13 protein-coding genes are annotated in these 12798 nt (G+C 48.3%); 3 read left to right on the plus strand and 10 right to left on the minus strand.

Going from position 1 to position 12798, the window contains the following annotated elements:
• Positions 1-43 precede the first annotated feature (43 nt).
• The 3 genes from AC6ESP_RS09470 (at position 44) to AC6ESP_RS09480 (ending at position 2066) form a co-directional block, all read left to right on the plus strand.
• Positions 44-481 carry a DUF2621 domain-containing protein gene (locus AC6ESP_RS09470; protein ID WP_497096466.1) on the plus strand — a complete coding sequence of 146 codons (438 nt, stop codon included), beginning with the start codon at positions 44-46 and terminating at the stop codon, positions 479-481.
• Positions 482-619: 138 nt separating this feature from the next.
• Positions 620-1141, plus strand: a complete 522-nt coding sequence (locus AC6ESP_RS09475; RefSeq protein ID WP_497096467.1) for a LytA/YqiH family protein — start codon at positions 620-622, stop codon at positions 1139-1141.
• A 19-nt stretch (positions 1142-1160) separates the two neighbouring features.
• The gene (locus AC6ESP_RS09480; RefSeq protein WP_497096468.1) at positions 1161-2066 is read left to right on the plus strand and encodes a TIGR01777 family oxidoreductase; all 906 of its coding nucleotides are present in this window, start codon (positions 1161-1163) and stop codon (positions 2064-2066) included.
• 398 nt (positions 2067-2464) lie between these two features.
• Here AC6ESP_RS09480 and AC6ESP_RS09485 read toward each other — a convergent pair whose 3' ends face one another.
• The 10 genes from AC6ESP_RS09485 to AC6ESP_RS09530 form a co-directional block, all read right to left on the minus strand.
• Complete coding sequence (locus AC6ESP_RS09485; RefSeq protein WP_497096469.1) at positions 2465-3919, minus strand: DUF6382 domain-containing protein; 1455 nt, start codon at positions 3917-3919, stop codon at positions 2465-2467.
• A 26-nt stretch (positions 3920-3945) separates the two neighbouring features.
• On the minus strand, positions 3946-4452 hold the full coding sequence (locus AC6ESP_RS09490) for an A24 family peptidase (protein ID WP_497096470.1): 507 nt from the start codon (positions 4450-4452) through the stop codon (positions 3946-3948).
• Complete coding sequence (locus AC6ESP_RS09495; protein WP_497096471.1) at positions 4449-5405, minus strand: hypothetical protein; 957 nt, start codon at positions 5403-5405, stop codon at positions 4449-4451. Before AC6ESP_RS09495 ends, AC6ESP_RS09490 begins: the two co-directional genes overlap by 4 nt.
• Positions 5371-7665 (minus strand): TadE/TadG family type IV pilus assembly protein, encoded by a 2295-nt coding sequence (locus AC6ESP_RS09500; protein WP_497096472.1) that lies wholly within the window; start codon positions 7663-7665, stop codon positions 5371-5373. Before AC6ESP_RS09500 ends, AC6ESP_RS09495 begins: the two co-directional genes overlap by 35 nt.
• A complete protein-coding gene (locus tag AC6ESP_RS09505; protein WP_497096473.1) occupies positions 7643-8329 on the minus strand; it encodes a TadE/TadG family type IV pilus assembly protein in 687 nt (228 codons plus the stop codon). Before AC6ESP_RS09505 ends, AC6ESP_RS09500 begins: the two co-directional genes overlap by 23 nt.
• A 1-nt stretch (position 8330) precedes the next feature.
• Complete coding sequence (locus AC6ESP_RS09510; RefSeq protein WP_497096474.1) at positions 8331-8495, minus strand: Flp1 family type IVb pilin; 165 nt, start codon at positions 8493-8495, stop codon at positions 8331-8333.
• 69 nt (positions 8496-8564) lie between these two features.
• Positions 8565-9431 carry a type II secretion system F family protein gene (locus tag AC6ESP_RS09515; protein ID WP_497096475.1) on the minus strand — a complete coding sequence of 289 codons (867 nt, stop codon included), beginning with the start codon at positions 9429-9431 and terminating at the stop codon, positions 8565-8567.
• 23 nt (positions 9432-9454) lie between these two features.
• Positions 9455-10333, minus strand: coding sequence for a type II secretion system F family protein (locus AC6ESP_RS09520; RefSeq protein ID WP_497096476.1), 879 nt, complete (start codon positions 10331-10333; stop codon positions 9455-9457).
• A complete protein-coding gene (locus AC6ESP_RS09525; protein WP_497096525.1) occupies positions 10330-11517 on the minus strand; it encodes a TadA family conjugal transfer-associated ATPase in 1188 nt (395 codons plus the stop codon). Before AC6ESP_RS09525 ends, AC6ESP_RS09520 begins: the two co-directional genes overlap by 4 nt.
• Positions 11518-11554: 37 nt before the next feature.
• Positions 11555-12676 carry a nucleotide-binding protein gene (locus tag AC6ESP_RS09530; protein ID WP_497096477.1) on the minus strand — a complete coding sequence of 374 codons (1122 nt, stop codon included), beginning with the start codon at positions 12674-12676 and terminating at the stop codon, positions 11555-11557.
• Between the last annotated feature and the right edge of the window lie 122 nt (positions 12677-12798).

Genomic DNA, 12798 nt, shown 5'->3' on the forward strand with positions numbered 1-12798 from the left:
ATCTAGGAATACGGTATAATTCATGCTGAGGTGACTATCCAATATGAAATCAGCTCCTGATTGGTTCATGTATTTCATCGTATTCTGGGGAATCGTAATGGTCGGATTTATGGCAATCGGCGGATTCTTCATGTTCCGCAAGTTTCTCAAAGTGCTTCCTAAGCGTGATGGGAAGTCCAAGCTTGATTGGCAGAACTATTGGGTTGAACGCAGCCGCAGCATGTGGACCAACGAATCCAAAGCTTTTTTGGATGAGATTGTCGCACCTGTGCCTGGCCCTTTTCGTGACATTGCCAAGCATTCTATCGCGGCAAGAATCGGACAAGTAGCTATTGATAACGGAGCATCTGAGGTGACTCGGGCGCATTGCATAGAAGGATACATACGCGCCACACCGAAACGCGATTACCGGAGTCTCGTCTCGTTCCTTGATCGTCAAGGAATCGATTACAGCCCCTATCGCCATTTGCTTAATAAATAGGCCGATAGCCCGATGGCTGTTTATTTAAGCTCTAGGTAGTGTAATTAGAATGCAGCAGCTCCACTCTCCATCAGCTTGGCAAAAGAAATGAAACCTTAAACAGCTTGCTTTCGTTAATATTGGCAGGAGGTGGTTGTAATGAAAACAACTAAGAGTAAAAAGAACAGCACACGAATGGTAACTGGAGCGGTGCTTCTCGCAATTATGCTGACAGCCTCAGCGTGCGGAAGCAACAATGCCAACACACCGAATAACAACAATCAAGAAACCGCTGCCCCAGGCAATGTCGTAGAAACACCAGCACCGGAGTCAACGACTGCGCCAGAGGATAGCAATAATAATAATGGGGTAACGGAGCCTGGGACTGCTGAGCCGGATGCAACTGCTGACCCTAGCAACGGTAGCGGAAGCGGCGACAGCGATAGTGCTGCTGTTAAGACTGGGACAGGCATATACACAGGTCAAATAGATTCTCATTCTATTGAAATAGAAACCGATAATGGCCCGCAGGTGTTCCAGATTACAGACGAGTTCACAGACACACTGAACAACCTTGAATCCGATGCAGATGTGAAATTCGAATATACGGAAAAGATAGTTGAAGGCGGGGGCGAGAAGATCACTCAATTCTGGCTGACCCAAATCGATCAAATTCGATAAATAAAGGATGCGTGAGGGAATGCGGGTTGCTGTAACAGGAGGAACCGGCTTTGTCGGTAAAGCTTTAGTAAAGGCCCTACTGAACCGGAAGGATGAGGTCATCGTCATATCCAGAGCAGGCAGACGTCAAGGCTCAGAATCTGCCAAAGGATTGCATTATGTGACCTGGACCGAGCTTGCACAGAACCCAGCTAAGCTGGCAGGTGTTCATGCTATTATCAATCTAGCGGGAGAGTCCATCAACCAACGATGGACTGCTGAAGCGAAGAAACGTATTCTTGACTCCAGACTTACTGCAGCAGCACGCATTGCTCGAACCGTTCAAGAGCTAGATCACAAACCGGAAGTCGTTATTAACGCTTCCGGTATTTCTGCTTATGGCAGCTCATTAACAGAAACGTTCGATGAGTCTAGTCCAACTGCGGTTACCGATTTCTTATCCGAAGTCGTGAAGCAATGGGAGAAAGCCGCTGATGCTATTAAGGTAGAGCGACTCGTGAAGCTGCGTGTCGGTGTTGTTCTTAATAAACAAGGCGGCGCTTTCCCCTTAATGTCTCTTCCTCATCGACTGTTCGGTGGCGGCAGAATCGGCAGCGGTCAGCAGTGGCTCTCCTGGATTCATCTAGAGGATATTGTTCGTCTTATATTGTTCTCCTTGGACAACCGTGAGATTCGAGGGGCTATTAACGCTTCCGCCCCAGATCCAGTAACGAATGATACGTTTGGACGTTCCCTTGGACAAGCCATACATAGACCCCATTGGTTCCCACTGCCAGCATTCCTCATGAAAGCTGTCGTAGGCGAGATGTCGACACTGCTGCTTGACGGTCAACGGGCTTTACCGAATAAGGCCCTAGAGCATGGCTTTACATTCCGTTATCCGGATATTGACAGTGCACTGCAAGAGATTGCCGGTAAGGCTTAAAGGCAATCGGTTAGCGTTAAGTCTGACAATTATATGGATAGCACAATTTCAAATTCAGCTTTTGAGCTTTTTTTCGGTATTTCAGAACAATTCCACTCCATGATAACGTCGATCGCTTAAGACCCTCAGAAGGTCTTAAGTGATCGGAATTATGGCGGTAACAAGGAAATAAGGCCCTTGGAGGGCCTTATTTCTTTGTTGAAGGCCGATTGGGTGAGAAAACAAGAGAGAATAACGGAATTTAAGAGACTGAGAGGGTCTTAAGTGATCGATATTATAGTGCTAATAAGGAAATAAGGCCCTCGTAGGGCCTTATTTCTGTTGAAGGCCGATTGGACAAAGGAAACAGTCATATGGACGAGTATACCTTATTCACTCCTAGCAAGACCTATCCAACTCTACCGCTTCAATACGTATTTCGGTCCGCTCGTACCGGCCAGCTGAATGGTATCCTCCAGCTCCAGCTTGTAAGCCTTGTACGGAATCATCGTCTGTCCATTCAATAGACTCCCATTACGAGATCCGATATCCTTAACCTGATAGCTCTCCCCTGTTAGCAGCTCTACCTCCAGGTGTAGACGAGATATACCTTCTGCCGCATCCTCATAGCTTACATTCTCACCTGTTCTACCAATCGTATATTTCTTTTCTGTCAGGAGCAGCTTCGTATGTTCCCCTCTCCACTCTCTCTGCAGCCAAGCCGTGCTTGAACGATCAATAGACTGCTCCCGGTCTTCTTTGCCTAAAAAAACAGTAGGCTCAGGTGTGCCCGATTGCGTCTTAGGCAGTGTTGAAAAGGGATATGCTGACGGTATTGAAGCAGCTTCTCCATAATAGGGTCCAGTGCTAGGAACGGGCATACTCACTGCTGCTGAGAATTTCCCAACACCTCCTGATCGTTCTCCTAATGGGAGGGAGATCGGAATGAAATCATCAGGCTCCTGCTCGAAATTCGACTCCCTCTGCCCCTTCAGCCACAGAACAGCAAGACCGACTAATCCCGTGACAGATAAGCCAGCACTCATCAGGAATCCACCCTTAGCCATATTCGGCATATACAAGAATCTCCATGCGCAAGCTACTGCAATCAGAATAGCTGCACTAAGCACCCATTTTCTTGTACGAGACTCTGGAGCAGAGTGCTCTTCCTCTATTTCAAACTCATAAGGAGGGAGCTCCTCACTCCAATTCTGTCTGTCGTCTATTTCTTGCCCAGTCGCTGGCTCTGATCGTACATATTCCTGAACAGCTTGCTGTTGCTTCCCCGACAGAGGTGATGTAATTTCCCTGCCGATCAGCTCCAGCAGCGTTGTTCTGAGCTCCGCAAGCGGCCTCCCGCTTCCACTCAAATGCTGTAGAATTCGTTGCAGCCCTTCCCCATCAATCATGTCTATATAAGCTGTCCACCTAACAACTAGCGGCATCAAGCTGCCAATCCCTGGTACACTGCTGCCTAAATCAATATCCTTCAATGGAACATAAGCGACAGCTATATCACTTATCTGCTCGCCTACGAACAGATACTGGTCATCTAGCAAGCAGCCCTCCGGACGCAGCATGTAATGTCTGCATTCATTCAGTACTTCAACAATACTTAGCAGCATGGTATAGAATTGCTCCATTGTCACTTGCTGCATCTGCAGCTTATGCGAAAGCATCTTCCTGCCTGACAAGGCATACCGGAAGGTAATGACGCCATCAAGCTCGAACCATTCAATCGGGAGCATCTGAGGGATGCGACTGGATTGCAGCATCTGCAGCTCTATTTCATCTAACTCATCTCTACGAATTCCCTGCTCTCGACTAATCATCAACTCATGACCTCGACTCATAGAGAAATCCATCGTGAACATAATGGCTTGCCTCCTTTTCTTATATTCTATAGAAATACCCATACCGTCACAGCACCAGGTGCAACCGCCAGCATGAATGGGAAAGTCTTTCCGGCAGCGACCCATACTGGCCATTCTTTCCTTGTCTGTGCTTGGCTCTGGATGAACAACGACATAATCCCCATAGCCATCCGCCTTGCAAATGGTCGATTGATTAACAGTAATACGATACCAATCAGCCCAGCATAAAGAATGGCATACATCATCAAATACAAGATCGCGAGCGTCCCTACCCAAGCTCCAAGCGCTGCGAACAGCTTCACATCACCCGCACCAACGCCTTTGGCTATATGAAGCATGAATAGAGGAATGAAGCCTGCTGCTGCGCCGCAAGCAGCATATCCAATACCTGCCCATCCGCCTGTTATCATATGATAAAGGCATCCTCCAGCGAAGAAAGGAACGGTTAGCCAATTAGGAATTTTCAGGAATTTCATGTCTGTATATAAAGCAACAGCTACTATTATAAACGCAGCAGCAACAGGTGCATTCACGGTGCGGCCTCCTTCTTCTCTACAGTAAAATGCATCGATACCTGCTCTCCTGAGGCTGACGCAGCTGTCAGCTCCCAAATGCCTGGTGTCGTATTGCCTGATACGAGCCATGTCCACTGCACATAGCCGTTGTTATCAGCCGCAGCTTGTCCCAAGTTCTTCGCTTGGCTGTGACCGCTTTTATATACAACCTCAAGAGCTGCGGACGTTCCAGGAGCGGTTAGGGCAGTTACCGTCGCCTTGCGGCCTGGCCTTAGCGGAGTCGGTTCAATTGAGACGATCTGTATAGGGATCGACTCCGTATTCCCGCTATCATCCCTTGCGAGAATTGCATCACTTACCCATACTCTCTCGGATGCCCGTTCACGCAGTATAAGCTTCTTATTGATAAACGGCAGTCGCATTGGAAATTCATACTCTGCCTCAATTGTTATATAAGGCTCTTCTTTATCCTTCAAATCAGGCAATGACAGACTGGAAAGCTTGATTCTCTCCTTCTCAAGGATTGCTTCATCCGCATATTGCTGCAGCAGCGGCTCAACAGCAGTTCTGCCTAGCTCTGTTGACGCTGCATCAACGAGAGGCTGCCAATCTCCCCGCAGCGCTGCTTCGGCAACAGCCCCCACTGGATCTGGCAGCCATTCTGCTGCTTGTGCAGCTACCTCGCTCCATTCTGACATCGGTATGTTTATCGGCTCGAAAGATGGGATCGCTGAGGACATCTGCTGCATAGCCAGCTCCACAGGATGAATATGTGCAGCGATCTGTCTAGCTGTCTGCGATGCTGTTGCCTGCAGCGCCATCTGGACTGCGCACATGCGAATCATGACAATAAACAGAAGAAGGACAATAAGAAGCAGCGGCATAACGAGTGATGCTTCCAGAACAATACTTCCCTGCTCATTGCTTCGACGCTTGTTAATAAGACCAACCCATCGTTTGCGTCGTTTCATATCGTCCGTCGACAACCTTTCCCTGCAATAACCCGAAGTGGCCCACAAGCTGCATCACACCTGGCAGGAACCATAAATCTGCAGCAGCTTGAATCTCTCCTGTTACAGCAGTCGGTATCTTAGATAGAGTAACCCCACCATTCAGTTCGATGACGGCAATCATTCTCGCCAAGCTCACCGGATTGTCTGAGCCTCCATGTACAAGCATGAATAATCGCAAATAATCCGTATAGGACACGTCAACCTGCACATATTTGGACAGTGGTGCTGCTCCCCTTTCTGTGAATGCAAGCATGTCTTCTATCGTTTTCTCAAGACCATATACGACTGAACAAGATAAGATAAGAAGCGGATGTCCGGAAGCTCTGCACGCCGCTAATCCCTCCATTGTCCGAATAGCCATACGTATGCCAATCAGCTCCCCATAGGCCGCAGCAAGGTTAGCTGTCGAGCTATGAAATCCATAAATAATATACTCAGCCTCCTGATTATTGAAGGCTAACGAATGAGTGAGCTCGTTCGTATCGCCATTCTGAACCATAGCCCGCAGATTTTGCGGAGCGAACACGGAATACCGTTGCAGGACATACTCTCCCATATAGACGGAATCTCTCGCTTGCTCAAGCATATCTGCAAGCCCTCCGAACAGTCCGCCCATCAAGGAGGAGGCAGCTTCTGCTTCTTCATATGCATCGGAGGGTGTCTCACCTTTCAATGATGATTCTCCTGCCGATGGGGTAGCTTGGTTAAATAGGAGGTTATGGTTATACCTTTCCTCAACCTGCCGAACTACGCTCAGATGCTCTTCGGACTGCGGGACGGATGTCAACCCATGCAGGATGCCTCGTGCTTGCTTCCAGAGTGAATCTGCCTTCGCTTCCTGTGCCTGACGCTGCTTCCTAATCTCATTATTCGTCAGACTCCGTTCTCGCTGCTTCAATATGGAATCCGGACTAATATAGTCTCTCTCATATTGTTCATACGCCATTCGCATGTTAACGACACCTTCCATGAGCGTTTCATTGAAGGATTGCGGAGCTGCCAAGCTGGCCGTCATATTGGAGGAGAAGCCCCCTGCCTCCATATGAAAGGATGCATACGAGCTGCTCTGATTCGCAAGCTCTTCTTCATATTCTGTGAACCAGCTGTCTGGCAATACGAGTTCATCTGATAGCTGCTGGATTTCCTGCAGTTCATTCGCCGGATTACCGCCTGCCAACCGATACTCAGCCGAGCCAGTCACAGTCGAGCCTGCTACTCGGTCATAGCTATTGTCGACAGGAGCAGTCCTTGCCTCTTCTGCAATTCGTTTCATATCTTCATTAAGCTGCTCAGCTCCCTTAAGCTCTTGAATAGCTTTTCCATGCAGCTTCTCATGGTCATCCAAAACCGCTTGGCTCTTCTTGGTCAGCTCATTTATCAAATCTCTAGCTTTACGTTCATATGCCTCTCTCTCTTTCTTATATTTGGGAGGGGTTTGTCCTGTTGTAGACTGATCATGGATTGCCCACGCGGTGTACTGCTTGTACTCTCCTGCTAGATGTATAGCCGTGCTGCCTGCCGCTGCCAGCTCCATAGATTGGGCTGGAAGCAGACTAGGAAGCCCACTATTGCCAAGTGAATTCGCCGCCTGCTGCTGAAGCTCTAGAACGGCAATTAATCTTGCTTCTCTTCGATCATAGAGCTTTCTTAGGCTCTCCAGCAGATTAACCGTTACGGATGCTTCTTTCATCGTGGCTGACAATGGTGCGAACTTAGATGCCAGCTCTAATGTAAAATCCACAGGAGCTTTATATTTCATTTCTTCTAGAACTTGCCTCACAAAAACCGAATGGCTCCCGAGCACCTCGGCGTTATTCACATGTGCGGACTCCATCTGTGCGTTCACCATCCGCAGGCTATTGCCATAAAAAGATCGTTCCTGCTCCAGATTCGCTTGTGCTACCTTCGTATATATCGAATTGCCCTCTGTTCCTCCCCGGCCGAATAACCCATACCTCTCATAGAGCATGCTATCGTAGGCGGAGAGAACTGACCGCGCTCCGGCTCTGGCAGCATCCTCCGCCATTTTGTGCAAAGCGGCAATTCTCGCGTAATCAATTAATACAGATACAAAAAGAAGCAGAGCAGAGAGCACTACGACCGAGAAGATCGTCACTGCCCCATCATCGCGTTGAATTATTCTAAGCATTGTCACGCTTCGCAGCTTGCTCTCCCTCATTCCCTGCTTCTCCCCTTCATTTGCCGTGATATGGCGCAAGAGCGCTGCCTGCTTGAGAATTTCCTATTCCACCGCTCGACTTAGCAAATTTCATTGTATAATAGCGGACCATGTCCACACTTCGAATAAATTCAACCGGGTCAACAATCGTTGCAGAGGCCACTGACTTCGGTTCTGTCCTTCCTAGCATCCTCTCGAGTGGCACGAATGACACAGGCTGCTTGAGCTTAACTGTAATCCTTCGCTTCAATAGTTCAGGAGAGTAGCTAACATCCCCCTGGTAGGTTAGCCCCGCACTCCCCATCCATTCAGAGGCAGCTGCCATTTTACGATAAGCAAGCTCAGATTCTGTAGAAGTACTGTTCTCTTCTGCTGGCAATTGCAGTTGAATAAGGTCCTCCTTGTTATGAACACCAAACAGAGATTGCAATATATGGTCCTCTCCAAGTCGCCAATAAAGGCCATCATGCTGTCCTTCAATCAGCATTCCACTACGAGAATTGCGATAGCTGTTATCCCAGCTGAAGGAAGTCCGCTCCGCTGTAATAGATGCTGAATAATAGAGCACTACCTTCTGATAGATATACATACCGAACAGAATAAACAGCAGAATCAGTAGAAACAAAATCGGAAAAACGAGTGTTGATTCCAGCGTAAAGCTTCCTCGTTCCTGACTGATCCACTGATGCAGCTTCAGCCGCAAGCTACGAGAATATTTGGTCCGCTTGATCATCGGCTTTGCCCATTAAGCGTTCAATAAGCTCAATAATCCAGTCTTTGAACAGCAGCGCGATAATAATCACTACAGCAATAATTAGAATAACCTCTAGTGTGCCAAGTCCACTCTCCGACCGCCAAAACGACCTCATAGCTTTGCCTAATTTCCTCATTATCAATCAGCTTCCTCTCTCCATTTACTAGAATGTGTACACCAACAGCTAAGACATGAGCAGCATGGCAGGAGCTGCTACGAATACCATCAACACAAGCAAAATACCGACTAACGGAAAAACCAGCTTGGAGGATGCCTCCTCACCGCGAGTCCTTGCAACCGCCTTACGCTTGTCCCATAGCGTGTAAGACAGCTCTCTTAACGCGAGAACAAAATGCTCACCGCCTCTTCGGTAATTCAGCAGCAGCACCGTCGTAAATATGGAAACCTCCTGTACCGCACAGCTTCGATTGAAACGTTCTACCGCAGTGCTGAAGGACTCGCCGTTACGCGTAGCTTGAACGACTCTGGCCCATTCTTTGTACAGGGGATGCCCTGCTGTATCTTTTCCCTCAAGGCAGCGTGCCAGTGCTTGAAGCACCGTCTCTCCTGCCCCAACTAGCAGCATCAGCTTGCTCAATATTTCTGGGAGCTCTAGAATAATTGTCTGCTTGCGCCTTGCCACCAGCCTTCCAGCTTCCATGAATGGGCGTATGGACATAATTACACCAAGTACTATCCCCATTGCCAGCAAGGCTCGCTCTTGAGCTAACGAAGCTAGCAAGGTGCAGCCTGTTAATGCCGCATAACCATTACCAACTGCGGATGCAAGCTGCTGCTTCGTCTGACCTAACTGCCAGTCCGTCCCCCGAAGAATAACCAGCTTCACATGAAAGCTGCTAATAGGGAGCTGCAGATGCTCATACACACCGATTTTCTCAATCACGCTAGCGAATGGCTCCATAAGCAGCATCGTTCTCCAATCTAATGCCTGCTTCTTTTTCTTCAATAAGCCATAACTGATGGCCCAAAGTGTTTGTTTCCCTACGAGCAGCAGCCAACCAACGATCAGTAACATTGGTAGCAGGGCCATCCTCTCTCCTCCCTTCAATTGTGCTATACACGGATGCTCATAATTCGATGGATGAACCAGAAGCAGAGGCCAAGAATGGCTAATCCAATCGTCAGAAGAGCATAACCTGCTCCTCCGTATAGTGGAGCCATATAATCGGGGGCGGTTATACTCAGAAAGCCTAAAAAGACGAATGGGACGGCCATCATAATGCGTGCTTCGAATTTTTTTTGCGCGATCATGACCATAATCTCCTGCTGTACCTCGAGCTTCTCTCCTATCGTCTGTGAAGTTCGTTTCATGACCTCTACTAGATCTCCACCAGATCTCTTACAGGCAGAGAACACGTCGACGAACTGGGTCATATCATCAATATGCGCTCGACCTGCCAGCAGCCGCAGCGCATATTCGAGCGGCTCAGCATTATCCAATCGATATTTGATGATCTGAAATTCGATTAACAGTTCTGTCCTTGGGTCAGGATACAGCAGCTTCAGATCATCAAGTGTTGCGACGAAAGCATTCTCTACTGATCGTCCTGCGGCAAGGGAGGAAGTGAGTGAATATAACGCCTCTTTGAATTGCAGCTTAAGACGCTCTTTGCGACTGATGAGTAGAGATTCTCGATAGATTCTCGGAGCGATTATTCCGACTAATCCCAGCAATAGAGACAGCGCCACCGAATGATAGATGAGGTAGAATGCAGTGAATGCCATACCATAACCAACACATGCAGAGATGCAGAATTGCTTCGCTGTTAAGCGATACACGTTATAGTCTTGAAGTGAAGCTGGCTTCAGACCGGTATAAGCTTGTCCATCGAGCTCAAGACCACACCATGCCAATAGCGCTGCTAGTCGACCCCTAGTGCCTTGTCCTACTGATCTGCTATTCCCTCGCGTCAACCGGTTAGCAAGCTTCAAGCATCTATCCCCTCCTCCTCAGATACACCGGCCATTCGCAGCTTATCTCTGCTTCGAAGAGAATATTCGGTCCGCTGTAAGGAACCAATAACCTTCCCATCCGCTTCACCCTGCTCTACGAAACGGAATAATGGCCGAATCTGAATCTCACCTTCCTCCACTCCAGTCACCTCACAAATTTCTGTAACCCGACGAGATCGATCACGGAAACGAGACAAATGGATGACAATATCCAGTGCCGATGCAATCTGCTGGCGAATAACAGGTACAGGCATCTCTGCAGCGCTCAGCACCATCGTCTCCAGCCGTGCCATCATATCCTTTGCACCATTACTATGGCCGGTAGACATGGAACCCTCATGTCCAGTGTTCATAGCCTGCAGCATATCCAGTGACTCGCCGCCTCGTACTTCTCCGACAATAATTCGATTTGGCCTCATGCGCAGAGAAGCGCGAATAAGCTCCCTAACTGAGATCTCCCCTTTTCCTTCTGTATTCGCATTGCGCGTTTCTAGGGAAACCAGATTAGGCACGCTTCTAATCTGAAGCTCAGCCGAATCCTCAATTGTAACGATCCGCTCATCCTGCGGAATGTATTGCGATAATGCGTTAAGGAACGTTGTTTTGCCTGTTCCTGTTCCACCGCTTATAAAAATGTTGTATTGCGCCGCCGTCAGCAGCTTCAGAAATTTTGCCGCTTCAGCTGATAATGAACCAATCGCCACCAGCTCCTCCATGGACATCGGTCGTTCAGGAAACTTCCTTATTGTCATCGAAGGTCCGCGAAGTGCCACAGGAGGAAGGACAACATGGACACGAGAGCCATCCTTCAACCTAGCATCAACAATCGGAGACGATTCATTTACGACCCTATTCACGCTTGCGACTACTGCTTGAATTAAGTCCTCCAGCCGTTCCCTGCTCTCGAATGCCGTAGGAAGCAGATACATCTGTCCCTGTCGCTCTATAAAAACCTCCTCATGATGATTTATCATAATTTCCGTAACAGACGGATCATCCATCAGCGGCTGCAGAATGTCGAGGCCCCGAAAGGAATGAAATAATCGCCTTACGAGCTTTACCTTATCCGTTGCAGTTAGCGGGTGACTAGTGCACCAAGCGAATACCGTCTGCTCCACCATATTCATTAGCTGCTCATCAGATACTGAGCCGCTGAAATCCATTTGAGAGCGGATGCGATCACGAAGTTCGAGCGCAATACTATCGGTTAACAAGCTGCCCGACTCCCCCCTCCTTAATTAACTGCTGGAACAGCTTCTCCACAGCCGCTTTATATAAGGGTGAAGCCAACATAGCTGAGGCACCTGTCTGATGAATAACATCAACGGCGGGCAAATAATCAGATATCGTTCTATAATGCTTCACGATTGGTGCATCGGCTCGATGACGATTTATGACATACCTGAAGCGCTTTGAGGCAGTCTTGAAGCGTTCCTCCCATATGCTGCTCCCGTACTGATGAACGCATTCCAGCTTTTGCTGCACAGTCACATCATTCGTCATCATCCATATCACTTGATCACTGCGTTCGAGCATAACCAGCTCCAGTTCACTCAGACCATCATCCAAATCAACAATTAAACAATCATATTGACCAGTTGCGGCTATGGCCTGAACGACAGCATCTGCATCTATAGCACTAAGAGTCAGCCGATCATCCACATTCGAGCAAGGAAGTAAGAAATCACCTTTCAAAGCTGAATGACGCTGACGATGCTGTACCAGCCAGCCCCCAACCTTATCAGGCTGAGATTTCACCATATACAACAACTGTGAGAAGCCTTCCTCTGATCCAGCAGCTGTCTCCTTGCCCAGCCCTGCAGACATCGTATTCCAACGCTCCAGATTAAGATAAAATACACGTAATCCATTGTTCGCAGCTGTGTTCACCAATTGCAGGGCAAGCGTTGTTTTGCCTACTCCACCTGAGGCCGAACAAACTGTAATGATCCGCATTGCTTTCTCACCTATTGTGTGAGTAGTGCTGCTGCCTGATGCTGCATGTAGAGAGGCAAAGCTCTGCAGCAGCTCCGGCAAGGGCTGAAATTGCAGCAGCTCCTGATACTCAGAAGCTTGCCCCCTTCCAGTTACGAGAGCTACAATCGGCACATTAGAAATCGCGTCTCCTGCTGCCTCCAGCATACTTGGCTGCGCAGCAATAAGATCAGCTCGATAGCCACCCTTCAGAAAATGAACGAATGCCTCTGGATTCGTAAAGGCAGTCAATTGCCACTGTTTGCCAAATGGACTATCCCGCACATATTCTGCTAGTCTTCTAATGTATTCCTGCTCCTTCACGGCAACAATCAATTGATACCGCATGAAAGAAAGTCCCTCCTTCATCACCGGCAAACGCAAAAAAAGCACCGTAAAAGGCGCAGTTACCTGCGACCTTCTACGGTGCTTCCGTATTTGCCGATATAAGATTAAGAAGAATTTACCAT

This window comes from Paenibacillus xinjiangensis, assembly GCF_059686975.1.